This window comes from Pseudomonas neuropathica (assembly GCF_015461835.1).
Lineage (GTDB): Bacteria > Pseudomonadota > Gammaproteobacteria > Pseudomonadales > Pseudomonadaceae > Aquipseudomonas > Aquipseudomonas neuropathica.
In genome coordinates this window covers 33,239-59,013 of sequence record NZ_JACOPX010000002.1, presented here as the reverse complement: position 1 = coordinate 59,013, position 25,775 = coordinate 33,239, and the positions used below count along the sequence as shown (strand labels likewise).

The window sequence follows — 25,775 nt, the reverse complement described above, 5'->3', positions numbered from 1 at the left end:
CCACACTGTGCGGGTTTTCACCCACGAAGGACGGGTGAGTCGATCACGAAGGAAGTGGCAATGCTGTTTTATAGAGGTTTGAAACCGGCACTGAGTGGGCTGTTCTTGTTCGGATTACTGGCTTTGATGCGCAGCAGCGAGGCGGCGCAACTGGCGCTGCATGACGATGCCGCGACTTCCAGGGTCCAGCCCATCGAACTGGCTGCGCACGAGCGTCAGTGGATTCGAGACAACCCCGAGGTGAAGGTGACGTCGTTGCAGTACCCGTTGTATCTGTTCCAGGATGAGCACGGGCAGTGGAGCGGCTTGAATAATGATGTACTCAAGCGCGTGACGGCGATGACCGGGTTGCGGTTTGTGCATCAGGAGTCGTTTTCCACCGATCACATGCTCGAACGTCTGGAAAGCGGATCGGCGGATATCAGTACGACCCTGGCCATGAGCGAGGAGCGCAAGGCGTTTCTGGATTACAGCCATGCATTTGGTGGTGCGGGCTGGGTGTTTGTCGGCCGCGCCGACGCGCCCCGACTGGAGGCTTTTGAGCAATTGAGTCAACGGGTGTTGGTGCTGCCGGCCCGGCATGCGCTGGAAGACATGATCCGGCGTGACTTCCCGTTGATCGAGATTCGCTCGGTCAAGACCTACGCCGAGGCGCGGGCACTGGTCGAGAGCGGTGAAGCTTACGCCACCATCGAGAACGAAATCGGCGCGCAGCTTTATCCTTTGGGGTTGCTCAAGGTAGGCGGTCTGGTCGAAGGCAAATGGGAAGCGGATAACCTGGCCGTGCGCAAAGGCATGCCAGTGCTCTTGAGTATTCTCAACAAGGCCCTTGAGGCTTTTCCTGCGGCGGAGTTACGGGCGATCCGCCTGAAATGGCTGGAGGGTGTTGCACCGGTGCCCGTGCCGTCGGTCTGGCAGCAGATGCTCGAATGGGGTTGCTGGGGCATGGGCGGACTCGGCGTGTTTGGCCTGCTTTTCCTGATATGGAATCGGCGACTGACGGCCGTGATCAAACTGCGTCGCGCGGCGGAAAAGGATCTGGGCGATCAACTGGCGTTTCAGCACGCGCTGATCGACTCCATGCCCGACCCGGTGTTCGTCCGTGATCTGCAAGGGCGGCTGATCATGTGCAATCGCAGCTATGAGGAGGCCTTGTCGATTCGACTGGATCAGGTGCTGGGGAAGTTGCTGATCGAGGTTGACGCGCTGCCGCAGGCTACGGCGCTGATGCTGCACGACGAGTTCCTGGTGCAGTTGCGTACCCGCAAGTCGCGCTTCAGCAAGCGCCGATTGCAATTCAAGAGTGGTCCCCGCGACGTCTATCAGTGGACAGTGCCGTTCTACAGCGCCGACGGCAAACTGCGTGGACTTTTGGGGGGCTGGACGGACATCACCCTGCGTCGTACAGAGAGCGGGTGTCGATGTCTGCAATGAAGATGGGAAATGTCCTATAAGACGCGACTACTTTTCCGATGGGAGGCTTAGGACGCCTGCCCTAGAGTGACAACAACTGCGGTGAGAGTCCGCGATTGTCGCCTCCAGAGGTCGCTTATGCGCTCGCTTAAAGTCCTGATACTTGAACCCAATCCGTTCCAGCTGATGGCATTGCATCAAATGCTCAATGCCATTGGCATCTATGACGTGCTGACGGCGCCGTCGCTGGCCTCTGCGCTGTCTTCGCTGGGCCATCGCGGCGCGGTCGATATCGCCATTTGCGATCCGCAACTCAAGGGTGGCGATGGCCTGGCGCTGATTCATCATCTGGCGACACGGCATGAGGCGCGTGCGTTGATCCTGCTGGGGGCGGTCGCGTCAAGCCTGCTGAACGATCTAGAGCCTTTGCTGTGTGAACACCGCCTGCGGCTGCTGGGGCGCCTGCAAACCCCGGTGTCGGCGGTGCTGATGCGCGGTTTGCTCGACAGTTACCTGAGCGCCGCTTCGCCAACTCTCCAGGTTTGACGGGGACGGTTATTTTTCTGTCATCTTCGCCGTGCATGCTCTGACAGACCGGTGACTCCAGGAGCGGAGCGATCGGTATGCAGAACTTTCTTCTCGGGCCGGTGGTCATTTATTGTGAACACGCCCCAGGCACACAGTTTTCGGACTATTGAGTGGAGATCGAGATGGAAAGTATCAGTCTATTGCTCGGTGAGGCTCTGAGCCCGTATCAGGTTTCGTTGTCTCCAAACGGTTCCCATGGCGAATGCCTGGTGACCTTGAAGAACAGTCACGGCGCCATTGTGGTGGAACGCGAATTCAATCAGGCGCAACTGACCGACAAGCGCCAGTTGACCGATGTCGTTGACGGCTTGCACCGCGACGTTCTGATTGCGGAGGGAAGGCTGGAACCCTGTGTGATCGCGGCATTGCGCAACGCCGCGCTGGATAAACGTGCGGCGCTGTAAAGATGAAATATTTTTTGTGGGAACCTTCCTGCATCCCTGTCAGTCAGACCCGGTAACAGCAGGATCAAGCATTGTGCTCCGGTGCTTGTCGCTTGCTGCTACGGGTCTTTATGTAGGCCACGTTTAACCCCGAGTCGTCTCCCCACTTCTCGGGGTTTCTTTTGTCTGCGATTTGCTCATGGCGCCGCTTGTTGCTCGAAGAACGATCGGGCCTGTTCGAGGTAGTCACTTCGCATCGCGGGGTCCAGCCAGTCGGCGTACAACTGGTTCAGTTGATCGTGGGGAAGGGTGCGCAGCAGTTGGTTTATTTCGCTGATTGCCTGACGGCCCTGGTGTGTGTCGGAGCAGCCGATGTAGCCCGACAGGTATTTACCGGTGCCGCGGATCGGATAAAACAGCAACTCGTCTTCGGCGATGTGCGCCAGATGAGCCTGATAACGAATTTCTGGCCAATAGCCCAGCACCAGCTGTAATCGTCCCAGGCGCTGCATCAGCAGCAGATTGTTCAGGGCCTCGTTGCCGTAATGAGGCGTCAGGGCGTCCCTGGGGGCCTGGCGCAGCAAGTCATCGACTATTTCACCGTAACTGCGTTCCGCCACGACCCCGATTTTCTCTTGGCCATTGGCTAGAAGCGATGCCAGATCGATTTCACCTTCCACGAGAAACGGTGCCAACACTTCGCGATCTTTCTGACGCACCACCAGCCCATTACTGACGGCGCGGAAGGCCGGGATGGAGTACGCGATCCATTGCGCGCGCTCCTTGCTCCAGATCAGCGACGGGTCGCAGGTGAAGGAGGCTTCGTGAAGCATCTGGATGCCTCGGGCTCGATTGACTCGCATCAACTTGTGTTCGTATTGCGGCATGCCGGCGATCAGCAGCGGCATCAGTTGGTCGATCACACCCTGACCTTTTTTCGGGCCTTCGAAAATGGTCAGTGGCGGCAGGTCGCGCAGTAACCAGATCAGCGTCGGTTTCGCCTGCGCGCCGGTCGACAGCATGAGCAAAAACAACAAGCCGAACAACCGCCACGTCCACCAGTGATGGGCACGGTTGGTGTGCGATGTCTGCCGGCGTTTCAGCTTAAATGGCTCCGTCTTCGCGCAACTTGGTGATCTGTCTCTCGTCGTAGCCAAGATCGTGAAGTACCTGCGCATTGTGTTCACCCAATTGCGGTCCGACCCATTCCGAACTGCCGGGTGTCTCTGAGAGTTTCGGCACGATGCCCGGCATCTTGAAATCTTTGCCGCCGGGCAGCTTGGCCTGCAGGAACATCTCTCGGGCCAGGTACTGCGGATCGCTGAACATGTCCTCGGCGCTGAAGATCCGGCTGGCCGGTACTTCGGCCTGATTGAGCAGGTCGAGCACGGATTGCAGCGGCAACGAATTGACCCAGCGATCGATCACGCCGTACAACTCGTCGCGACGATTGTCACGCCCGTCGTTGCTGGCCAGCGTAGGGTCATTGGCCAGGTCTTCACGGCCGATGATCAGCATGAAGCGTTTGAAGATCGCGTCACCATTGGCGCCGATCTGCACGTGTTTGCCATCGGCACTGGTGTGGATAGAGGAGGGCGTGATGCCGGGCATGATGTTGCCGGTGCGCTCGCGGATAAAACCGAACACGTCGAATTCCGGCACCATGCTTTCCATCATCGCGAAAATCGCTTCATACAACGCGACATCGACAACTTGTCCGGTGCCACCATTGACCTCACGATGACGCAGCGCCATCAGTGCGCCGATCACGCCCCATAGCGCGGCAATCGAATCGCCGATGGAAATTCCGGTGCGCACCGGTGGGCGGTCCTCGAAACCGGTGATGTAGCGCAAGCCGCCCATGGACTCACCCACCGCACCGAAGCCGGGCTGATCCTTCATCGGCCCGGTCTGGCCAAAACCGGACAGGCGCACCATCACCAGTTTCGGGTTCAACGCGTGCAGGGTTTCCCAACCCAGGCCCAGTTTTTCCAGCACGCCGGGGCGGAAGTTCTCGATGAGGATGTCGGCTTCACTGAGCAGTTTTTTCAGGATCGCCAAGCCGTCAGGGTGTTTGAGGTTCAGCGTCAGCGACTTCTTGTTGCGTGCCTGGACGAACCACCACAACGACGTGCCTTCGTACAGTTTTCGCCATTTGCGCAGCGGATCACCGCCGTCCGGTGACTCGATCTTGATCACTTCGGCGCCGAACTCGCCGCAAATGCGCGAGGCAAACGGCCCGGCAATCAATGTACCCAATTCAATGACTTTCAGACCCGAGAGCGGTTTGCTAGTGAACGGCATGCGAAATCCTGTAGGACAAGGCTGAGCGGATACAGCGTTTTAACATAGCCGGCGGTCAGACGCCGCAGCTTGATCGCCATCAATTCGATGATTGCCTACCGCATCGGTTAGACTTGCCGACTTTCCTCGTATCAAGAAGCCCGTTCATGGCCCAGCCGTCCACTACCTACAAATTTGAACTGAACCTCACCGACCTCGACCGCAGTGTCTATGAGAGCGTCAAGCAGACCATCGCCCGTCACCCTTCGGAAACCGAAGAGCGTATGACCGTGCGACTGCTGGCCTACGCCCTCTGGTACAACGAGCAGTTGTCGTTTGGTCGCGGTCTGTCAGACGTGGATGAACCTGCACTGTGGGAAAAGAGCCTGGACGACCGTGTTCTGCACTGGATCGAAGTTGGCCAGCCTGACGCTGATCGCCTGACCTGGTGCTCGCGTCGCACCGAGCGCACCAGCCTGCTGGCCTATGGCAGCCTGCGCGTTTGGGAAACCAAAGTGATCCCGGCGATCAAAAACCTGAAGAACGTCAACATCGCAGCGGTCCCGCAAGAAGTGCTGGAAACCCTGGCCAAGGACATGCCCCGCGTTATCAAGTGGGACGTGATGATCAGCGAAGGCACGATCTTCGTCACTGACGATCGTGGTCAGCACGAAGTCCAGTTGCAATGGCTGCAAGGTGAGCGCGGCTGATCCCGCGCCACCAGCGCAATAATCCCACGTAATCAAGAGAAGTCTCTGTCACCCCATGCGTATCGAACCTCGTCAACTGCCTGCCACTCTGCCGTTTCTCGGTGATCTGCCACCCTTGCTGACCCGCTTGTACGCGGCACGGGGCGTGCAGTCCGAGGCGGAGCTGGACAAGAGCCTGGCGCGGTTGATCCCGTTTCAGCAACTCAAGGGCATCGATGCGGCGGTAGACCTGCTGGTGACGGCGCTGGAGCAACGCCAGCGCATCCTCATCGTCGGCGACTTCGACGCGGACGGGGCGACCGCCAGTACCGTCGGCATGCTTGGTTTGCGCTTGCTCGGTGCGGCGCATGTCGACTATCTGGTGCCGAACCGCTTCGAATATGGCTACGGCCTGACCCCGGAAATCGTCGAGGTCGCACTGACCCGCGAGCCGCAATTGCTGATCACCGTCGACAACGGCATCTCCAGCGTCGAAGGCGTTGCCGCAGCCAAAAAGGCTGGCCTCAAAGTACTGATCACCGACCACCACTTGCCCGGCGATGAACTGCCGCTGGCCGATGCGCTGGTCAACCCGAACCAGCCCGGATGCGAATTCCCGAGCAAGGCGCTGGCCGGCGTCGGGGTGATTTTCTATGTGTTGATGGCGTTGCGCGCGCGCCTGCGCAGCCTCGGCTGGTACGAGAACAAGCCGCAGCCGAACATCGGCGAACTGCTCGATCTGGTGGCGCTGGGCAGCGTCGCCGACGTGGTGCCGCTGGACGCCAACAATCGGATTCTGGTGCATCAGGGCCTCGAGCGGATTCGCGCCGGGCGCGCACGGCCGGGGATCAAAGCGATCCTTGAAGTGGCCAAGCGAGACGCTGCGCGCATTACCTCCACCGATCTCGGCTTTATCGTCGGCCCGCGCCTGAATGCTGCCGGACGTCTGGATGACATGAGCCTGGGCATCGAATGCCTGCTCACCACCGACGCCAATCTGGCCCGGGAAATGGCCGCGCAACTGGACGGCATGAACCAGGATCGCAAATCCATCGAGCAGGGCATGCAGCGTGAAGCGCTGGCGCAGCTCAAGGACTTGCCGGTCGAATCGATGCCGTTTGGTCTGTGCCTGTTCGACCCGGAGTGGCACCAGGGTGTGATCGGGATTCTCGCGTCGCGGATGAAAGAGCGCTATTTCCGTCCGACCATTGCTTTCGCCGATGCCGGTGATGGCTTGCTCAAGGGCTCCGGGCGTTCGGTGCAAGGGTTCCACATTCGTGACGCGTTGAGCGTGGTGGCGGCGCAGCATCCGAACCTGATCGCCAAGTATGGTGGCCACGCAATGGCGGCCGGTCTGACCTTGCTGCAGGAGAACTTTGCGCTGTTCGCCGAGGCCTTCGACGCTGAAGTGCGTAGGCAACTTCGCGAGGAAGATCTGACCGGGCGCATGCTGTCGGACGGCACACTGGCGGTTGAAGAGTTCCACCTCGAACTGGCTCGCGCCCTGCGTCATGCCGGACCTTGGGGGCAGCACTTCCCGGAACCGCTGTTTCACGGCGTGTTTCAGCTGGTCGAGCAACGCGTGGTCGGTGAACGGCATCTGAAAGTGGTGCTGAAAAGCGAGTGCGGCTCGGTGAAACTGGATGGCATTGCGTTTGGTATCGATCGGGATATCTGGCCGAACCCGACGATTCAGTGGGTTGAATTGGCTTACAAGCTTGACGTTAATGAGTTTCGGGGTAATGAGACGGTACAACTGATGATTGCCCACATCGAACCGCGCTGACGTCTTCGCGAGCAAGTTCGCTCCCACATTTTGGAATGCATTCCCCTGTGGGAGCGACGGTGCGACGATTCGACCTGCTCGCGAAAGCGTCCTTTCACACACTGAATCACTCTGAACCCTCCCTCATCCCCGGTTGTCGACTAGGCTCTAAGCACTGCTTGATTGGCCTTGTGACGTCTTGTCGAATTTTTTGCCCGCGGGGGCGGGTGCTGCATCTTTTTCCTGTCACTCGTCGACTATTCAAACAGAACCCTGGAGCCTGCCCACTGATTTGAGAGGTGCCCCATGAGTCTGCTGCTTGAACCCTTCACCCTGCGCCAACTGACCCTGCCCAACCGCATCGCGGTGTCACCGATGTGCCAATACTCAAGTGTCGACGGCCTCGCTAACGACTGGCATCTGGTACACCTCGGCAGTCGCGCGGTAGGTGGCGCGGGTCTGGTATTTACCGAAGCCACGGCGGTCACGGCCGACGGGCGGATCACCGCCGAAGACCTTGGCCTGTGGAACGACGAACAGGTCGAGCCGCTGCAACGCATCACCCGCTTCATCACTGCCCAAGGTGCGGTCGCCGGGATTCAACTGGCCCACGCCGGGCGCAAGGCGAGCACCCATCGGCCGTGGATCGGCAAGCACGGCAGCGTCAAACCCGATGATGGCGGCTGGACTCCGGTCGGGCCATCGCCGATTGCCTTTGACCCACAACACACGCAACCGAAACAGCTGGATGAAGGGCAGATCGCCGATGTTATTCAAGCGTTCGTCGATGCCGCCAAACGTGCGCTGAAGGCCGGTTTCAGTGTGGTTGAGGTGCATGCCGCGCACGGTTATCTGTTGCATCAGTTTCTCTCGCCGTTAAGTAATCAGCGCCGGGATCAGTACGGTGGTTCGTTTGAAAACCGCATTCGTCTGGTGCTGCAAGTGACTGAGGCGGTGAGGGCGGTCTGGCCTGAGGAGTTGCCGGTGTTTGTCCGCGTGTCGGCCACTGACTGGGTGGAGGACGGCTGGAACCCGGATGAAACCGTGGAACTGGCGCGACGTCTGCACACCCTCGGCGCGGATCTGATCGATGTGTCGTCGGGCGGGACGGCGGCCAACGCAGAAATCCCGGTCGGGCCGGGCTATCAGACCCGCTTCGCCGAGCGTGTGCGCAAAGAGTCAGGCATCGCCACCGGCACCGTGGGAATGATTACCGAGCCGGCGCAGGCCGAGCATATTCTGCGCACCTGTCAGGCTGACATCATTTTCCTCGCTCGGGAGTTGTTGCGTGATCCGTACTGGCCACTGCATGCCGACGATGACCTGGGTGGGCGCAAAGCGGTGTGGCCGGCGCAGTATCAACGCGCGACGCATCGTGATCAGCCGATTCATGAGTCTGATCTGCGCGATTGAGTCAGTCGCGGTAAAGCAAAAAGCCCCGGTCATTGATGGCCGGGGCTTTGTTTTTGTCTGGTTGTCGTTGCGTTGCCTGATCGGACGCGATCGCGAGCAGGCTCACTCCTACAAGGAGCATGTGTCGTTCACAAAATACGTGTTCGACACAGATCAACTGTAGGAGTGAGCCTGCTCGCGATGAGGCCCAATCAGGCGCTACATACCCCTCAAGGGTATTTGCGCTTGTCCGGTGCCGGCGGGAAGTACTGATACAACCAGGTCTCGCTCAATGTGCGGTCATTGGTGCGAATGAACAAACGCAGTTCCACCGGCTCGACGCTGTCATTGGTCGGGTACCAGTCAAACAGAATCCGATAGCCCTTGATGTCATCCAGCACCAAGACGCTGAAATCCTGCACCTTGCCGTTCGAGCACGTCACCACCGGTTCGATCCCGGTGCCTTGCGGCAGTCGATCCAGACCACCGCCAGTAAAGTCCACGGCAAAACGACGCGCCCAGACTGGCGGGTAGTGCTCGCCCGGTGCCCAGCCTTCGGTGAATCCGCCCATGCCGGAACGGGTCGCGTGCACCCGTGCCAACGGCGTGCCCACTGGCGGCAATGCGCTCCAGTAAAGCTTGTAGCCGTAGTTCAGCGAATCCCCGGCAGCCACCGGTTTTTTCGGGGTCCAGAACGCGACGATGTTATCGAGAGTCTCGCCGGTGGTAGGGATTTCCAGCAGATCGATAGAGCCTTCGCCCCACGCCGTGGTCGGTTCTACCCACAGGCTCGGGCGCTTGCTGTACCAGTCCACGGTGTCCTGATAGTTGGCGAATTCATGGTCGGTCTGCACCAGACCGAAGCCTTTCGGATCGGTGTCGGCAAACGCATTGAATTGCAGGGTCGCCGGGTTGTTCAGCGGGCGGCAGATCCACTCGCCGTTGCCGCGCCACATCGCCAGACGATCCGAGTCGTGGATCTGCGGGTGGATGGTGTCGCACATGCGGCGCTCATGGGTGCCGCAACTGAACATACTGGTCATCGGCGAGATGCCCAATTGCTCAATCGCCGTGCGCGCATTGATGTGCGCATCGACTTCCATCACCACGCGCTCGGCCTGGCAGTCGATGTCGAAACGGTAAGCGCCAGTGGCACTCGGCGAGTCGAGCAGGGCATACACCACAAATCGGGTGGCGTTCTTGTCCGGTGTCTCGAACCAGAACTTGGTGAAGTCAGGGAATTCTTCGCGTTTTTTCGCGTACGTGTCGATCGCCAGGCCGCGCGCCGAGAGGCCATATTGGCCAGTGGCGTCTACCGCACGGAAATAGCTGGCGCCGAGGAACGACAACACATCGTGACGATCCAGCTCCGGCGCTTTGAACAGCTTGAAGCCGGCAAAACCGAGGTCACCCTTGAGCTGCTGGGTGTCGACCGAAGTGTTTTCATAGTTGAATAGCGCCGGGCGGAAATGCACCTCGCGGGCAGTGCGCGTCTTGGCGTCGACGCTGTACATGCGCACCGGCTGACGGAACCCCATGCCGACGTGGAAGAACTGCACGTCCAGCTGACCCTTGTTTTCCTTCCACAGCGAATGCTCGCCGTCGTAGCGGATCGCATTGAAGTTTTGCGGGGTCATGGTCGCCAGGGTTGGCGGCAGCACCTGTTTGGTGTCCTGATAGGCGCTGCCGGCCAATTGCTTGGCCTGGCGCTTCAGCGCTTCGAAGTCGAAGGCCTGCGCCTCGCCATCGGCGGCGCCGCCATTGGCCGCCCAGGCACGGCTGGCCAGCAGGCCAGTGGCCGAAAGACCGGTGTAAGCCGCAATGGCCATGGACGCTTTGAGCAAATTCCTGCGATGCATAAATACAACCTGTCGTGTGCAATCCCGCGCCGTTCCTGGCACGTGCTGGATCAGAAATAACGGTTCGGACAAGCCTTCGGCCAAACGCAACGGACTATTAACAGATGCCGGCTAGCTTAAACGGTTCGCTCGCAATGCAAAATTCGTTGATTCACCGCGTCAGTGTGTCAATGAAACAAGACATGTCGGTTAAAAGTCTGACAGGGCGTTCTGATTTACACGGCATATCTGCTTTTTTCGACTAATTACTCTAAAAACCGCTTTTCAGCGCCGATTTAATTTCTATTCTATGGGCATGACCGGTGCTGACCGGTAGGGCACACGGCGCTGCTGTAAGGGGCAGGGCGATGTGGTGGTTTAGCAATTCTTTGAAGTATTGAAGGACATCGTCCATGGCAAAAATACAAGGGATCACCGACATGTTGGGCATCTTTCCTTGCCTGGGCAGCGGCCGCAAAAGGCGCCGGCTCAGCTCTGACGAAGTGAAGCTGGTGGAGCGTTATCGAGAGCTTTCGGAGAATGACCGGATCGCGATGAGGTATCTGGTGGATGCGATGCGGAGTGTTTCGCGGTTTTGAGTCGAAATAAAAAGGGACGGACTGAAAGGTCCGCCCCTTTTTTATTTGGATCAGCTACACGTTCCCAGTACTGGATACGGCCGCTGGCCGTGCATCAACTCCGGCACATCCCCCCATTTGACCCACGCCTGCTGTTGCCAGTGCAGCAGCGGCACGGTGACGCCTGCCCAATGCATCGAACTCACGCTGGGGTGGTTTTTCACAGGGCTTGAATGGGTTTCGAGCAGCATCGGGATGACTTCATGGCTCAGCCATTGGCGCAAGTGTCGGTTTTCCGGGACGAAGTGATGGACGAGCAGGGCAAACAGGCCGGACTCGCTGACCATCGCGCAATCGATGATTTCGCCGTCCCGACGCAGGAGGACATGGCGACGCTGGTCGGGATCGAGTTTAAGGGTGAGGCGTTCGTTCAGGGGGTAACCCATCAAGCGACCGAGATCCTGAACACAGAACCAGGCTTCGTGATCTTGCATGAAGGCGTGGAGGAAACGGTTGTGGCGGGTGAAGACGGTGGGGGTGAAGAAAGCGGAGGTTTCAGAAGGAATTTGTACGTGGTTATGCATTTGTCGACTCCAATATCGAGAATAGAGCCGCCACTCAAATGAGCGCGGTTGCGCCATGTTGATTTTCTTCCGGCTTCGACACCGGGCTGCTGATGTCACAGCTGGAAAGAAGACTATCTGCCGTGTGCTCTACGCACCAAGTCTGTTCTATCGACAATAACTGTAGGAAACGGGGCTTTTTCAGGAAGGCTGTGTCTGTAGGAAATGCCTGTTTTTGCACTCGCTGCAGTCCGTCTGCATCTGAAGCCTGTTTTTTCGTTTATTCATGAAAACCCAAGCAATGAACTGCAGGTTTTCTCCATGTTGATCGAATTCTCGGTATCCAATTACCGCTCATTTCGGGACAGGCAAACCCTGTCCATGGCGGCGAGCCCTCGTCTGAGCAAAACGCGCAATACGTTCAAAGCCTCCACGAGCGCAGAAAAGCTTCCAGAGCTGTTGAAGGTTGCAGCTATTTACGGTCCGAACGCCTCCGGAAAGTCTTCACTGATTCGCGCAATGGGCATCGTCGGACGCTTGCTGGCGACACCACTTGGTTCAAATGATGAAGCGCTGCCCGTTTCACCTTTTCGATTTGATTGCACTCTGAGCGATGCGCCCAGTGTCTTTGAGTACGACTTTATTCAGGGCGGACTGCGCTATCGGTTTGTCCTCGGGCTGACCGCGCAGAGGATTGTTCAGGAACAACTGACTGCTTACCCGAAAGGTAAGGAAACACTGCTTTATGACCGCCGGTTTGATGCTGAAGGTGAGCATTACCTGTTTGGTAAAACCCTTGAGGGCGGCAAGGAAGTGCATTGCGCCTGGCGTCGATTGACCAGTCCGACGATGCTGTTTATTGCACAAGCCGTCACTCATAGCAGCGAAGAGTTGAGTCAACTGCGCACTCCATTCAGTTGGTTTCAAACCGGTCTGCTAGTCATTGAACAAAACAACATGCTTGGCTTATCCACAGCCTCGATTCGCTTTCTGCGAATGGTCAAAAATCATACGAGCAACCTGCGCGATTTTCTCAGTGCGCTGGATATTCCTGTGTCTGCGATACAGCTCGACCCGGATGACGCCTGTGCAGACTTGAGCAACAGAAAGCTGACCTTGAAGGAGTTCTTCGCGGCGGCTCAAAGGGACAAACTGACCCTCACGCATTCCAGCATTTCAGGCGATGCGCAGTTCGACTTCTCGGAGGAGTCTTGCGGAACCAAAAACCTGATTGGCTTCTGGTTGCCCTGGTTCATGATGAATCAGGCCGGTGGCAGTGGGATCCTCTGCGTCGACGAACTGAATAGCAGTCTTCATCCCGAAATCGTCGCTGATTTGATCGCAAAGCATCTGGACAGTGGGTTGGATACCCAACTGATTTTCACGACACACGATACCCATCTGATGAATGAAAAGATTCTGCGGCGTGACCAGTTCTGGATTACAGAACGTGATGCTCATGGCGCCACGAGCTTGTTTTCCGTACACGATTTTGGAGGCCGGGAAAGCGAGGATGTCGAGAAGCGTTACTTCGAAGGGCGTTATCGCGGGCTGCCGCTGATAAGGCAGGGGTGAGGGTAGTGAGTTCGTTCAAATCGTTTGATCGCAAGGCTTCCCGCTTCAAACCGCAGCCTAAGGTGCTGGTGTTGTGTGAAGACAGTAAGTCAGGGAAACGTTATCTGGAGGAAGCCGCGTTTTATTTTCGGGCCAAGGCCCAGGTTGAGATCGTCCACTGCGGTGTTACACATCCAAGCGGCATTGTTGAGCGAGCAGTCGTAAGGCAAAAAAGCTTCGATAAGGTGTTCTGTGTTTTGGATCGAGACACCCACATGTGCTTCGGGCGAGCGTTGAATGTGGCGAAGTCTTATCCAAAAATCCAAGTCATCGCATCTTATCCGTGCTTCGAGTTTTGGCTGCTACTGCACTTTGGCTACAGTCGAAAACCGTTCAGCACAGCCGGGAAGAACTCTCCGGCTGATTTGGTGACCAAGAGCCTCAGAGCAAAACCCAGCATGGCTGACTATCAGAAAGGCAAAGACGTCAGCTACTTCGCTCAGCTACTCGGAAAGCCATTTCAGCAGGCAAGAGCGCTGGCCCCCAAAGTTCTTGAGGATGTGGCCCTCAGTGGCGAACACAACCCAAGCACTGAAATTCACCTATTGATGGATGAGTTCGAAGCCCTCTCAAAGCCCCAGCCGATTGACACATAAGACCTCTCCGAGCCCCCCAGTAGCTGAGACGAGACGTTGCTGGCAGGCGCTGGCTGAACCAAGGCCATTCAGTCGCCATCCACTGTAGGAAACAAGATTTTTCCTCGAAGGTCACAAAGTTTGCTGCGATTGGAGACAGTTTCAGCGTCAATGATGAAATCACCACTGATGGGCGCTGGAATGTTTTGGTTGTAGATGATTTGTTTGATAGCGGGGCGTCCATGGGCGCGGCCTGCGCTGTTTTGCGTAAATATCCGAAGGTAGGGAAAATTTACGTCGCAGCGCTAACTTGGAAGTGAATTCAATGACGACTGTATTTATTGCCGGCTCTATCAACATCAAGAACCTTGATCCGAAGGTTAAAGAGCGTATCAATAATATCGTGGCGTCTGATTTTGAGGTGGTGGTTGGGGATGCAGGTGGCGCCGATACCTCCATTCAGGAGTACCTGCTGAGTCTCGAACGATCCAGAACCACGGTGTTCTGCAGCGGCTCGGCACCGAGGAACAACCTTGGGCACTGGCCCGCCAGAACAGTCGACTCCAAACATTCCAAGGGATCGAGAGCCTTCTTCACCGAGAAAGACGTCGTCATGGCCGAAGCGGCTGACTACGGTTTGATGATCTGGGACGCGAAGAGCACCGGCACGCTCAGCAACGTCATTGAATTGTTGTCGAGAAAGAAGAAGTCGCTTGTTTTCGTCAACAAGGAAAAGGAATTCAAAGTGGTCGGAGACGTCAGTCAGCTCGAAGAGTTGATTGCATTCATGTCCGATCACGCCAAGCAAAAAGCCAATGAAAAAATCAAACTGTTCGACCGTATTTCCCTGTTGAAGCACGATCAGACAGATCTTTCTTTTTGATGATGTTTCACGGCTTACCTGAACCCCGGCACCTTGTCGGTGCCGGGATCAAGCGCTCTTAGCGACTCACCTTCCACGCATCCCCAGCCGGCGCCTTGCCATGGTCATACGGCTTGCCAATCCACATATAAACCAGCCCCAAACCAATCACGATCGCAGTACTCAACACCATCGCATAGTTCACATACCAAGCCGCATCCGGAGTACGTGGCCAGGCCATGTTGATGATTGCGCCAACGCCGTACACCAGCGCGCCGATGTTCACCGGCCAGCCCCACGCGCCGAGGGTGAATTTGCCGCTCGGTTTCCAGCCTTTGCTGCGGGCGTACAGTGCGGCCAGGACGATCATCTGGAATGCGAGGTAGATGCCGATGGCGGCGAAGCTGACGATGGTGGCCACGGCGTCTTGCAGGAAGAAGCCGAGGGCGATGATCAGGGCGGGCAGGACGCCGGACACGAACAGTGCGGCAACCGGTACTTGGGTGGTAGGAGAAATCTTTTTCAGCAGTCGGCTGCCGATGACCATTTCATCGCGAGCGTAGGAGTACAGCAGACGGCTTGCCGCTGCTTGTAGGCTGATGACGCAGGAGATGAAGGAAATCATTACCACGCCCATCACCACTTTCGAACCGACCGGGCCGAAGGCGTTGTTGAGGATGGTGGTGACCGGGTCTTTGTCGGTGCCGTTGATCACCGCTTGCATGTCCGGCACAGCGAGGATCAGCGCCAGGCAGGCGAACATTGCCGCGATGCCGCCGATGTAGATGGTCATGCGCATGGCCACCGGGATTTTTGCGCTGGGGTTCGGGGTTTCTTCGGCGACGTCGCCGCAGGCCTCGAAGCCGTAGTAGAGGAACATCCCCGCCAGCGATGCGGTGAGGAAGGCCGGCAGGTACGAGCCGTCGACGCTGATGTCGAAGGTGTTGAACAGCACGCTCAGCGGTTGATGACGTTCGAACACCAACAGGTAAACGCCGACGATCACCGCGCCGACCAGCTCGCAGAGAAAACCGAACATGGCGATGCGTGCCAGCACTTTGGTGCCGCTGAGGTTGACCAGTGTGGCGAACAGGGTCAGCACCAGGGCGATGACGATGTTGGTGTTGTTGCTTGGCTCAAAACCGAGCATGGCGGCCAGGTACGGGCCGGCGCCGACGGCAACGGCAGCGATGGTGACGCAGAGGGCGATGGAGTAGATCCAGCCGACCATCCATGCCCATTTCTTGCCGACCAATCGGCGTGCCCAAGGGTAAACGCCGCCGGAAATCGGGAACTGGGAGACCACTTCGCCGAATATCAGGCACACCAGCAATTGGCCGCAACCGACCAGCAAGTAGGCCCAGAACATCGGTGGCCCGCCGGCGGCGAGGCACAGACCGAAGAGGGTATAAACCCCTACGACCGGTGACAGATAAGTGAAGCCCAAGGCGAAGTTTTCCCACAGGCTCATGCTGCGGTTGAAGTTCGAGGTGTAGCCCAGTTTGCGCAGTTGTTCGGCATCGCTGTCGGCAACGGCTGCGGCGAGATCGGGTGAGGAACTCATGTGTGTTTGCTCCGTGAAATCGGCAGATTTCGGATGGCCGAGGCCGTGGCGGGGCCATGCAGGCGCCGCCCGGGTCGGTAGTTATTGTTTTGGTTTCGGTGAAGCCTGGTGGTGAATCGCCGACATCATCCGTGTGTCGCGGAAAAGATCGCAGCCTGCGGCAGCTCCTACAGAGGAGCGGCGTCCATCATGTAGGAGCTGCCGCAGGCTGCGATCTTTTCGCTGTTAATGCTTGAACATCACATGCCGAACCGTGGTGTAGTCCTCCAGCCCATACATGGACATGTCCTTCCCGTAACCGGACAATTTCTGACCGCCATGGGGCATTTCGCTGACGAGCATGAAGTGCGTATTCACCCACGTGCATCCGTACTGCAACCGCGCTGACATGCGGTGCGCGCGTCCGACGTCCGCTGTCCACACCGAGGAGGCGAGGCCGTAGTCCGAATCGTTGGCCCATTCCAGCGCCTGCGCTTCATCAGTGAATTTGGTCACCGAAACCACCGGCCCAAACACTTCACGGCGAACGATTTCGTCGTCCTGCTGGGCATCGGCCAGCACAGTCGGTTCAAAGAAGAAGCCGTTACCGTCAACAGCCTTGCCGCCAGTGATCAAACGAATGTGCGATTGCGCCACAGCACGCTCGACAAACCCGGCAACGCGATCGCGATGTTGCGCTGTGATCAGCGGCCCCAGCTCAGTCGATGGATCATCCTGCAAGCCGTACTTGATGCTGCTGACCGCCGCGCCGAGCTTCTCGACGAACTTGTCGTAGATGCCTTGCTGCGCATAGATCCGGCACGCGGCGGTGCAATCCTGCCCAGCGTTGTAGAAACCAAACGTGCGAATGCCCTCAACTGCCGCATCGATATCGGCGTCGTCGAAGATGATCACCGGCGCTTTGCCACCGAGTTCCATGTGCATGCGTTTAACGCTGTCGGCGGTGCTGGAAATGATATTGGCGCCCGTAGCAATGGAGCCGGTCAGCGAAACCATGCGCACTTTCGGGTGCGTAACCAACGGACTGCCGACGGTAGGACCGCGACCAAACACCAGATTGAGTACACCGGCCGGGAAGATTTCCGACGCCAGTTCGGCCAGGCGCAACGCGGTCAGCGGGGTTTGTTCCGACGGCTTGAGCACAACGGTATTACCGGCGGCCAGCGCCGGGGCGATTTTCCAGGCGACCATCATCAGCGGGTAGTTCCACGGCGCGATGGAGGCGATCACGCCGACCGGATCGCGACGGATCATCGAGGTGTGCCCCGGCAGGTATTCGCCACCGGCCGAGCCGCTCATGCAACGGCTGGCGCCAGCGAAAAAACGGAACACGTCGGCAATCGCTGGAATCTCGTCGTTGAGCGCGGCGCTGTAGGGTTTGCCGCAGTTGTCGGATTCCAGTTTGGCCAGTTCTTCGCCGTGGGCTTCGATGGCGTCGGCGAGTTTGAGCAGCAACAGCGAGCGGTCTTTTGGCGCGGTTTGCGACCAGTCGGCGAAGGCGTTGTCGGCAGCGCGCACGGCCGCGTCGACCTGGGCTTCAGTGGCTTCGTTGATCTCTACCAGCACTTCGCCAAGTGAAGGGTTGAGCACCGGTTGCGCCGGGCCTTCGCCGTCGACCAGTTGGCCGTTGATCAAGAGTTTGGTTTGCATTGTTGTGTCCTCACTAACACTTTTATTGTTCTGCCGAAACCGAACTCTGTGTAGGAGCTGCCGAAGGCTGCGATCTTTTGATGTTGATGTTGCTGTTGAAGATCAAGATCAAAAGATCGCAGCCTTCGGCAGCTCCTACACGGGGTTCGGTTTCTTCAGTTATTCGGTTATTTACCGCCGCTGCCGGCAACGCTTTCGCCACCCCGGGTCAGGTAATACGCGCCCAAAATCGGCAACATCGTCACCATCATCACCAGCATCGCGACGACGTTGGTCACCGGCACATCCCGTGGTCGGCTCAGTTGATTGAGCAGCCACAACGGCAACGTGCGTTCATGCCCGGCGGTAAACGTGGTGACGATGATTTCGTCGAACGACAATGCAAACGCCAACATGCCGCCGGCCAGCAACGCCGAGCCAAGGTTCGGCAGGATGATGTAGCGAAACGTCTGCCAGCCATCGGCGCCGAGGTCCATCGAGGCCTCGATCAAACTGTGCGAAGTGCGGCGCAGGCGGGCGATGACGTTGTTGTAGACGATCACCACACAGAAGGTCGCGTGGCCGACGATGATGGTGAACATCCCCGGTTCGATCCCCAGCGTTTTGAAGGTTGCCAGCAGCGCGATCCCGGTGATGATCCCCGGCAGCGCAATCGGCAAAATCAGCATCAGCGAGATGCCCTGCTTGCCGAAGAAATCCCGGCGGTACAACGCTGCCGAAGCCAGCGTGCCGAGCACCATCGCGATCAATGTAGCGATGGCTGCTATCTGCAATGAAAGCTTGATCGATTCCAGTACATCCGGCCGCGAAAACGCCACGCTGAACCAGTGCAGCGTGAAGCCCTTCGGCGGAAAGCTGAACGCGGCTTCTTCAGTGTTGAAGGCGTAAAGGAAGATGATCAGGATCGGGAAGTGCAAAAATACCAACCCGCCCCAGGCTGCGATTTTTAAGCCCAGTGAGGCCTGCCCTTGTGATGAAGAGTCAGAGCGCATCGAAGGCCCCCAGTCGTTTGACGATGGACAGGTAAACCGCGATCAACACAATCGGCACCAACGTAAACGCGGCGGCCATCGGCATATTGCCGATCGCCCCTTGCTGCGCGTACACCATGCTGCCGACAAAGTAGCCCGGTGGCCCGACCAGTTGCGGCACGATGAAATCGCCCAGGGTCAGCGAAAACGTGAAGATCGAACCGGCCGCAATGCCCGGAATCGACAGCGGCAAGATCACCTGCATAAACGTTTGACGCGGCTTGGCGCCGAGGTCGGCAGAAGCCTGCAACAGCGATGGCGGCAGACGTTCCAGCGACGCCTGAATCGGCAGGATCATGAACGGCAGCCAGATATAGACAAACACCATGAACCGCCCCAGATGCGAGGTCGACAAGGTGCTGCCACCGACGCCGGGAATCCCCAGAATGAACTGCAACACCGGCTCCAGCCCCAAGTGCTGCACGAACCATTGCGCCACGCCGCCCTTGGCCAGCAGCAACGTCCACGCGTAGGCCTTGACGATGTAACTGGCCCACATCGGCATCATCACCGCGATGTAGAAAAACGCCTTGGTCTTGCCGGTGGTATAGCGCGCCATGTAGTAGGCAATCGGGAACGCGACGATGGCGCTGGCGATCGACACGACGATGGCCATGCTCAGCGTGCGCAGGATGATGTCGAAGTTCGATGGCTGAAACAGTGCGGCAAAATTCGCCAGGGTCAGGTCAGGAGTGACCGCCATGGTGAAGTCGTCGAAGGTGTAGAAACCCTGCCACAACAGCACCAGCAGCGAGCCGAGGTAGATCGCGCCAAACCACAGCAGCGGCGGCACCAGCAACATCGACAGATACAGGTTGGGCTTGCGGTAGAGCAGGTTGGAAAACCGGCGCAACGGCGGCGATGCAGTCATCGCGAGCGTGCTCATGTCACACCCCGCTCGCCACGTTATCGTGCAGCGGGATCATCGCTTCCCGCGCCCAGCGCGCGCTCAGGCGCTGGCCGGTCTGATGCTGTGCGCTGCTGTCGATCCACTGATTGTTGGCGTGGCTGATGCTCAGGGTCTGGCCGTTTTCCAGCTTCAATTCATAACGCGTGGCGCTGCCTTGGTACTGGATGTCGTGGAGTAATCCGCTGACTTCAATTTCATGACTGGCGAGTGGGCCTTCGGCAAACCGCACGTGTTCCGGACGGATCGAAAACGGCTGCGGATGACCGCTGATTTCACGCGCCAGATCGCCGCGAATCACGTTCGAGGTGCCGACGAATTCAGCCACGAATGTGGTGGTCGGTTTCATGTACAGATTGCGCGGCGTGTCGACTTGTTCGATGCGACCCTTGTTGAACACGGCGACGCGATCGGACATCGACAGCGCTTCGGTTTGATCGTGAGTGACGAAGATGAAGGTGATGCCGAGCTGGCGTTGCAGCTTCTTCAGTTCGCTTTGCATTTGCTCGCGCAGTTTCAGATCGAGGGCGCCCAAAGGCTCGTCGAGCAGCAGCACGCGCGGACGGTTGACCAAGGCGCGGGCGAGGGCCACACGCTGGCGCTGACCGCCGGACAACTGCACCGGTTTTCGTGCGCCGTAACCGCCGAGGGCAACCATATCCAAAGCTTCTTCGGCGCGTTTATGCCGTTCGGTTTTGCCGACGCCTTTGACCTTCAAACCGTAGGCGACATTGTCGAGAACGTTCATGTGCGGGAACAGCGCGTAGTCCTGAAACACCGTGTTGACGTCACGCTGGTACGGCGGCAGACCGGCCGCCTCAGCGCCATGAATGCGGATCGAACCGGCGCTCGGTTGTTCGAACCCGGCGATCAGGCGCAGGCAGGTGGTTTTGCCCGAACCGGATGGGCCGAGCATGGAAAAGAACTCGCCGTCCTCGATATCGATGGAAACCCGGTCAACGGCTTTTACATCGCCGAACTGCCGGGAAACGTTGGTGAACTGGACTGCAAGCGTCATGGTGCGGTGCTCCGGTAAAACGGGCTTTCAAAAAAGTCGTGTGTGCGTCGAAAAGATCGCAGCCTGCGGCAGCTCCTACAGTAGGTGTGCAGGGCGCTGAAATTGCTTTTAGCTCCCTCTCCCTCCGGGAGAGGGCGGGGGGTGAGGGGGCTTTATTGGCCGTTGCCCTTCAATCAAGAGCAAAGGCAAAAGCTACCCCCTCACCCCAGCCCTCTCCCCCAGGGGGGCGAGGGGGAAAGGGAGCTAGACCGAGGTGCTCCCGGGCTTAGCGGCCGCCCATGATCGCGATGTAATCCTGAGTCCAGCGGCTATACGGCACAAATTTGCCACCCTCAGCCTGCGGGGTTTTCCAGAAGGCGATCTTGTCGAACTGGTCGAAACCGTTGGTCTTGCAACCTTCAGCGCCAAGCAACTCACTCTCTTTGCACGCCGCAGGAACGGCCGGCAACGAACCAAACCACGCCGCCACATCACCCTGGACTTTCGGTTTCAGCGACCAGTCCATCCACTTGTACGCGCAGTTCGGGTGCTTGGCTTCGGCGTGGAGCATGGTGGTGTCGGCCCAGCCGGTGGCGCCTTCTTTAGGAATGGTCGAAGCAATTGGCTGCTTCTCGTTCATCAAGCCATTGACCTGATACGGCCAAGCGCTGGAGGCGACCACGCCTTCGTTTTTGAAGTCGCTCATCTGCACCGTGGTGTCGTGCCAGTAGCGGTGGATCAGCGGCTGCTGTGCGCGCAACAGATCAAGCACGGCTTTGTACTGATCTTCGGTCAGTTGATAAGGATCCTTGATACCCAGTTCAGGCTTGGTCGACTTCAGATACAGCGCCGCATCTGCGATGTAGATCGGGCCGTCATACGCCTGCACGCGGCCCTTGTTCGGCTTGCCGTCGGGCAGATCCTGAGCGGTGAACACCACGTTCCAACTGGTCGGCGCAGTCTTGAACACGTTGGTGTTGTACATCAGCACGTTCGGTCCCCACTGGTACGGGGTGCCGTAAGTCTGCTGGTTGACCACGTACCACGGCGCATCTTTCAGGCGTGGGTCGAGGGTGTTCCAGTTCGGGATCAGCGCGGTGTTGATCGGTTGCACCCGTTTGCCGACGATCAACCGCAGTGAGGCATCGCCCGACGCGGTGACCAGGTCGTAACCGCCCTTGGCCATCAGGCTGACCATTTCGTCCGAGGTAGCGGCGGTTTTCACATTGACCTTGCAGCCGGTTTCTTTCTCGAAACCGGTCACCCAGTCATAGGCTTTGTCGCTCTCACCACGTTCGATGTAACCCGGCCACGCAACGATATCCAGCTGACCTTCGCCAGCACCGACAGCCTTTAACGGCTCGGCCGCTTGCAGGCTGGCGCTGGCCAGCAGGGCCGTGGTGATTGCACTGAGCAGTGCGGTCTTGTGCACGAACATGGTTGAACCCTCTTCTTTAAATTATGGTCGGGGCAGTTGTGAACGCGGTGAAGCATGCCGTTGGCGGCTTGTTATTAGCGTAGTCAGAGATGCTGGCCGTGGCGGGCCATGATGTGCCGCACCACGCTGTAGTCCTGCAGCGAATCACTGGATAAGTCTTTGCCGTAACCGGAGCGCTTCAGCCCGCCGTGGGGCATTTCGCTGACCAGCATGAAATGACTGTTGATCCACGTGCAGCCGTACTGCAAGCGCGCGGCAACCTGCATGGCCTTGTCGAGATTCTGTGTCCACACCGACGAGGCGAGGCCGTATTCGGAGTCGTTGGCCCAGTCGACGGCCTGCGCGAGTTCGTCGAAACGTGTCACGGTCACCACCGGGCCGAACACTTCGCGCTGAACGATTTCGTCGCTCTGTTTGCAACCGGCGAGCAGCGTCGGCTGATAGTAGAAACCGGCACCAGAGTGCACCGCCGCACCGGTCACGCGTTCGATGTGCGGCTGGCTGAGGGCGCGCTCGACGAAACTGGCGACGCGGTCGCGCTGACGGGTGCTGATCAGCGGGCCGATCTCGTTGTCGGCATCACGTTTGCCGGCGAAGCGCAGGCTGCTGACGGCAGCGCCGAGTTCGGCAACCAATTTGTCGTGAATCCCGGCTTGCGCGTAGATCCGGCAGGCTGCGGTGCAGTCTTGGCCAGCGTTGTAGTAACCGTAAGTGCGCACGCCTTCGACCACGGCCTGAATGTCAGCGTCGTTGCAGACGATCACCGGGGCTTTGCCGCCGAGTTCGAGGTGTGTGCGTTTCAGGGTTTTCGCGGCGGCCTGGAGGATTTTCTGTCCGGTGACGATATCGCCGGTCAGCGAGACCATGCGCACTTTCGCGTGGCCGACCAAATGGCTGCCGACGCCTTCGCCGCCACCACAGATGATGTTGATCACCCCGCGCGGCAGGATTTCGGCCAGCGCTGGCGCCAGGGCGAGGATCGACAGCGGTGTGTGTTCGGACGGTTTGAACACCAGCGTGTTGCCGGCGGCGAGGGCTGGGGCGATTTTCCACGCGGCCATCATGATCGGGTAGTTCCACGGCGCAATCGAAGCGACCACGCCAATCGGATCGCGACGGACCATGCTGGTGTAGCCCGGCAGGTATTCGCCGCTGAGCTGCCCGGTCTGGCAACGCACGGCGCCAGCGAAGAAACGGAACACATCGACGGTCGCGGTCAAATCGTCCTGGCGCGCCAGGTGCAACGGCTTGCCGCAGTTCAGCGATTCGAGGCGGGCGAGGTGGTCGGCGTGTTTTTCCACGGCGTTGGCGATCTCGAGCAACAGGTTCGAACGTTGCTGCGGCGTGGTGCGCGACCACTCGGCAAAGGCGCGGTGGGCGGCGAGGATGGCGGCTTCGACTTGCTCGGTGCTGGCCTCGGCGATGTGCGTGAGGATTTCGCCGGTGGCCGGATTGAAAATCGGCTCGACAAAACCTTCCCCGGCGACCAATTCGCCGTCAATCAACAACGCGGTACACATCGGGGTCTGCGCGCCAGCCATTTTCCGCGATCTCTTTTCTTGTGTGGCCATTGTTGCTCCCTGGACAGGGGAGCCGACCGTCTTATAGATGCAGCAAGACTAGTGCGCGGCTCCGAGGTCGACAAATACTAAATACTGAAGGCAGCATTCGATTAAATAGATGGCTTGCGCCCGCCGTGGGGTTGCTCGCGCGCGACAGTCAGGAAGGGGTCGACCAATGCGGGACGCGCGGTGCCGCGGCGCCAGGCCAGGCCCACGTCCAAGGTCTGATTGAGGTCGGCGATCGGACGCGCTTCGATGATGTCGCCCTCCAGCGACCATGGGCGATAAGTCATGTCCGGCTGGATCGACACGCCCAAACCGGCGGCGACCAGACTTCGCACCGCCTCGGTGGATGCGGTTCGCAGAGTGATTTTCGGTTGCAGCCCGGAACCGCGCCAGAAACGCTGGGCGTTGCGATCCATTTCATCGACGTTAAGTTGAATCAACGGTTCGCGGGCGACGTCGGCGAGGTTGATGCTGTCGTGCTCCAGCAGTGGATGCTGGGCCGGGAGCCACAAACGGTGCGGTGAGTGAGTCAGTACTTCAGTCTGCAAAGCGTGGCGATCTTCGAGGTTGGAGAGGATCAATACGCCGACATCGATCTCGCCACTGACCAGCAAATGCTCGATGTAGGGCCGTTCGTCTTCCATCACTCTGATTTCGACATTGGGATAAGCGCGCTGAAAACGGGTGAGCAGATCCGCCAGGTAATAACCGGCGACCAGACTGGTTACGCCGACGATCAACTGCCCGGCAACCTGATCGGTGCTCTGTTGCAGGCTGCGTTTGGCGTTATCCACGGTCGCCAGAATCAGGTGCGCCTGGCGTAGGAATTGATGACCTTGGTGTGTCAGCGTCATGCCCTTGGCGTGGCGGCTGAACAGGCTGACGCCGATTTCCTCTTCCAGTTGCTGAATCGCCAAGGTCAGGGTCGATTGGGATATGAACGCGGTTTGCGCGGCGGAGGAGATCGAGCCGGTCTCGGCCACGGCGATGAAGTGACGAATCTGACGCAGGGTCATCATGAGAAGGGCTACCCAGTGGGCGGTTTTTATAGATTGGCCTGAGTGTATATCTATTTTCACGAAGGGCTGCTGCAGGGCGAGCAACATCTGGAAGCACACTCGCAGGTCGGACAGGGGCACTTTCGAACTAGGCTGAGGGCCTTATAGATCCGGATAACCCCTGTTTGGAGGCGGAACATGAACACCCGTGGATTGCTCGATCAACTGCTCAAGTCCGGCCAGGATCTATTGCAGAACAAGGCTGGCGGAACGCAGAACAAACCGGCTGCCGGTGGCTTGGGCGGTTTGCTCGGCGGCGCATCAGGCTCTGGTGGACTCGGCAGTCTGCTGTCAGGTGCAGGTGGCGGTGCATTGGCCGCAGGTGCGATGGGCCTGTTGCTCGGTAACAAGAAAGTGCGCAAGGTCGGCGGCAAAGTTGCGATCTACGGCGGCCTCGCGGCGCTGGGTGTGTTGGCCTACAAGGCTTACGGCAACTACAACGCGCAAAAAGGCACCGCCCCACAACGCGAACCGCAAACCCTCGATCGCTTGCCACCTGCGCAAGCCGAGCAACACAGTCAGGCCATTCTCAAAGCACTGGTGGCCGCCGCCAAGGCTGACGGCCATATCGATGACCGTGAACGCCAACTGATCGAAGGCGAATTCACCAAACTCGACAACGATCAGGAACTGCAACACTGGCTACACGCCGAACTCAATAAACCCCTCGACCCGACCGACGTCGCCCGGGCCTCGAGCACGCCGGAGATGGCGGCAGAAATGTACATCGCCAGTGTGATGTTGGTGGATGAGGAGAACTTCATGGAGAAGAGCTATCTGGATGAACTGGCGCGACAGTTGAAGCTGGAGCCGGGGTTGAAGGTGGAGCTGGAGAAGCAGGTGCGCATCGCATCGGTGTAAACCCGGCTGGCCCCTTCGCGAGCAAGCTCGCTCCCACAGGGGATTGCGTTCCAATGTGGGAGCGAGCTTGCTCGCGAAGGCATTTTCCGCCGCACACCGGCGGCAATGGCCGATCTATCGCCTCTTTTTGCCATTACCCCACTGGTACGGCCACTCGC

At 58.6% G+C, this 25,775-nt stretch carries 23 protein-coding genes; 11 read left to right on the top strand and 12 right to left on the bottom strand.

Annotation, left to right across the window (positions count from 1 at the left end; translation table 11 throughout):
- Window positions 1-60: 60 nt before the first annotated feature.
- The 3 genes from H8F23_RS02330 (at window position 61) to H8F23_RS02320 (ending at window position 2,405) form a co-directional block, all read left to right on the top strand.
- On the top strand, window positions 61-1,434 hold the full coding sequence (locus H8F23_RS02330; protein ID WP_194933287.1) for a transporter substrate-binding domain-containing protein: 1,374 nt from the start codon (window positions 61-63) through the stop codon (window positions 1,432-1,434).
- Window positions 1,435-1,551: 117 nt separating this feature from the next.
- On the top strand, window positions 1,552-1,959 hold the full coding sequence (locus tag H8F23_RS02325) for a response regulator (RefSeq protein ID WP_194933286.1): 408 nt from the start codon (window positions 1,552-1,554) through the stop codon (window positions 1,957-1,959).
- A gap of 164 nt (window positions 1,960-2,123) precedes the next feature.
- Window positions 2,124-2,405, top strand: a complete 282-nt coding sequence (locus tag H8F23_RS02320) for a DUF3509 domain-containing protein (RefSeq protein ID WP_093436783.1) — start codon at window positions 2,124-2,126, stop codon at window positions 2,403-2,405.
- Between the two features lie 176 nt (window positions 2,406-2,581).
- Here H8F23_RS02320 and H8F23_RS02315 read toward each other — a convergent pair whose 3' ends face one another.
- Both H8F23_RS02315 and H8F23_RS02310 read right to left on the bottom strand, forming a co-directional pair.
- Window positions 2,582-3,562, bottom strand: a complete 981-nt coding sequence (locus tag H8F23_RS02315) for a TIGR02285 family protein (protein ID WP_194933285.1) — start codon at window positions 3,560-3,562, stop codon at window positions 2,582-2,584.
- The gene (locus H8F23_RS02310; protein ID WP_194933284.1) at window positions 3,489-4,688 is read right to left on the bottom strand and encodes a CaiB/BaiF CoA transferase family protein; all 1,200 of its coding nucleotides are present in this window, start codon (window positions 4,686-4,688) and stop codon (window positions 3,489-3,491) included. Before H8F23_RS02310 ends, H8F23_RS02315 begins: the two co-directional genes overlap by 74 nt.
- Before the next feature lie 146 nt (window positions 4,689-4,834).
- Here H8F23_RS02310 and H8F23_RS02305 point away from each other — a divergent pair, with 146 nt between their 5' ends.
- From H8F23_RS02305 to H8F23_RS02295, 3 genes are all read left to right on the top strand, one after another.
- Window positions 4,835-5,377 carry a YaeQ family protein gene (locus H8F23_RS02305; protein WP_007908961.1) on the top strand — a complete coding sequence of 181 codons (543 nt, stop codon included), beginning with the start codon at window positions 4,835-4,837 and terminating at the stop codon, window positions 5,375-5,377.
- Between the two features lie 55 nt (window positions 5,378-5,432).
- On the top strand, window positions 5,433-7,142 hold the full coding sequence (gene recJ, locus H8F23_RS02300) for a single-stranded-DNA-specific exonuclease RecJ (RefSeq protein ID WP_194933283.1): 1,710 nt from the start codon (window positions 5,433-5,435) through the stop codon (window positions 7,140-7,142).
- A gap of 285 nt (window positions 7,143-7,427) precedes the next feature.
- Entirely contained in the window at window positions 7,428-8,534 is a 1,107-nt protein-coding gene (locus H8F23_RS02295; protein ID WP_194933282.1) for an NADH:flavin oxidoreductase/NADH oxidase, read from the top strand.
- A gap of 209 nt (window positions 8,535-8,743) precedes the next feature.
- On the opposite strand, the gene H8F23_RS02290 is transcribed toward H8F23_RS02295, so the two are convergent.
- A complete protein-coding gene (locus H8F23_RS02290; RefSeq protein ID WP_038357769.1) occupies window positions 8,744-10,372 on the bottom strand; it encodes a glucan biosynthesis protein D in 1,629 nt (542 codons plus the stop codon).
- A 392-nt stretch (window positions 10,373-10,764) separates the two neighbouring features.
- Between H8F23_RS02290 and H8F23_RS02285 the strand changes: the two genes are divergently transcribed.
- On the top strand, window positions 10,765-10,950 hold the full coding sequence (locus tag H8F23_RS02285; protein ID WP_007908956.1) for a hypothetical protein: 186 nt from the start codon (window positions 10,765-10,767) through the stop codon (window positions 10,948-10,950).
- Window positions 10,951-11,000: 50 nt separating this feature from the next.
- Here H8F23_RS02285 and H8F23_RS02280 read toward each other — a convergent pair whose 3' ends face one another.
- A complete protein-coding gene (locus H8F23_RS02280; protein WP_194933281.1) occupies window positions 11,001-11,513 on the bottom strand; it encodes a BRO-N domain-containing protein in 513 nt (170 codons plus the stop codon).
- A gap of 300 nt (window positions 11,514-11,813) precedes the next feature.
- Between H8F23_RS02280 and H8F23_RS02275 the strand changes: the two genes are divergently transcribed.
- The 3 genes from H8F23_RS02275 (at window position 11,814) to H8F23_RS02265 (ending at window position 14,564) form a co-directional block, all read left to right on the top strand.
- On the top strand, window positions 11,814-13,067 hold the full coding sequence (locus tag H8F23_RS02275) for an AAA family ATPase (RefSeq protein ID WP_194933486.1): 1,254 nt from the start codon (window positions 11,814-11,816) through the stop codon (window positions 13,065-13,067).
- Window positions 13,064-13,702 (top strand): RloB family protein, encoded by a 639-nt coding sequence (locus H8F23_RS02270; RefSeq protein WP_194933280.1) that lies wholly within the window; start codon window positions 13,064-13,066, stop codon window positions 13,700-13,702. The genes H8F23_RS02275 and H8F23_RS02270 overlap by 4 nt, the downstream gene beginning before the upstream one ends.
- Window positions 13,703-14,006: 304 nt before the next feature.
- Window positions 14,007-14,564: a hypothetical protein gene (locus H8F23_RS02265; RefSeq protein WP_194933279.1), complete on the top strand. Its 558-nt coding sequence runs from the start codon at window positions 14,007-14,009 to the stop codon at window positions 14,562-14,564.
- A 58-nt stretch (window positions 14,565-14,622) separates the two neighbouring features.
- Here the strand turns inward: H8F23_RS02265 and H8F23_RS02260 are convergent, their stop codons facing one another.
- The 8 genes from H8F23_RS02260 to H8F23_RS02225 form a co-directional block, all read right to left on the bottom strand.
- A complete protein-coding gene (locus H8F23_RS02260; RefSeq protein ID WP_077571272.1) occupies window positions 14,623-16,107 on the bottom strand; it encodes an APC family permease in 1,485 nt (494 codons plus the stop codon).
- 225 nt (window positions 16,108-16,332) lie between these two features.
- Window positions 16,333-17,757 carry a gamma-aminobutyraldehyde dehydrogenase gene (locus H8F23_RS02255; RefSeq protein WP_194933278.1) on the bottom strand — a complete coding sequence of 475 codons (1,425 nt, stop codon included), beginning with the start codon at window positions 17,755-17,757 and terminating at the stop codon, window positions 16,333-16,335.
- Between the two features lie 167 nt (window positions 17,758-17,924).
- Window positions 17,925-18,749 (bottom strand): ABC transporter permease, encoded by an 825-nt coding sequence (locus H8F23_RS02250; protein ID WP_194933277.1) that lies wholly within the window; start codon window positions 18,747-18,749, stop codon window positions 17,925-17,927.
- Complete coding sequence (locus tag H8F23_RS02245; RefSeq protein ID WP_007908947.1) at window positions 18,739-19,659, bottom strand: ABC transporter permease; 921 nt, start codon at window positions 19,657-19,659, stop codon at window positions 18,739-18,741. Before H8F23_RS02245 ends, H8F23_RS02250 begins: the two co-directional genes overlap by 11 nt.
- Window positions 19,660-19,675: 16 nt before the next feature.
- The gene (locus H8F23_RS02240; protein ID WP_194933276.1) at window positions 19,676-20,713 is read right to left on the bottom strand and encodes an ABC transporter ATP-binding protein; all 1,038 of its coding nucleotides are present in this window, start codon (window positions 20,711-20,713) and stop codon (window positions 19,676-19,678) included.
- Between the two features lie 265 nt (window positions 20,714-20,978).
- A complete protein-coding gene (ydcS, locus tag H8F23_RS02235) occupies window positions 20,979-22,130 on the bottom strand; it encodes a putative ABC transporter substrate-binding protein YdcS (protein WP_099758096.1) in 1,152 nt (383 codons plus the stop codon).
- Between the two features lie 83 nt (window positions 22,131-22,213).
- A complete protein-coding gene (locus tag H8F23_RS02230) occupies window positions 22,214-23,671 on the bottom strand; it encodes a gamma-aminobutyraldehyde dehydrogenase (protein ID WP_194933275.1) in 1,458 nt (485 codons plus the stop codon).
- A gap of 131 nt (window positions 23,672-23,802) precedes the next feature.
- Window positions 23,803-24,717, bottom strand: a complete 915-nt coding sequence (locus tag H8F23_RS02225) for a LysR family transcriptional regulator (RefSeq protein WP_194933274.1) — start codon at window positions 24,715-24,717, stop codon at window positions 23,803-23,805.
- 177 nt (window positions 24,718-24,894) lie between these two features.
- Between H8F23_RS02225 and H8F23_RS02220 the strand changes: the two genes are divergently transcribed.
- A complete protein-coding gene (locus H8F23_RS02220) occupies window positions 24,895-25,617 on the top strand; it encodes a tellurite resistance TerB family protein (protein ID WP_194933273.1) in 723 nt (240 codons plus the stop codon).
- Window positions 25,618-25,775: the final 158 nt, after the last annotated feature.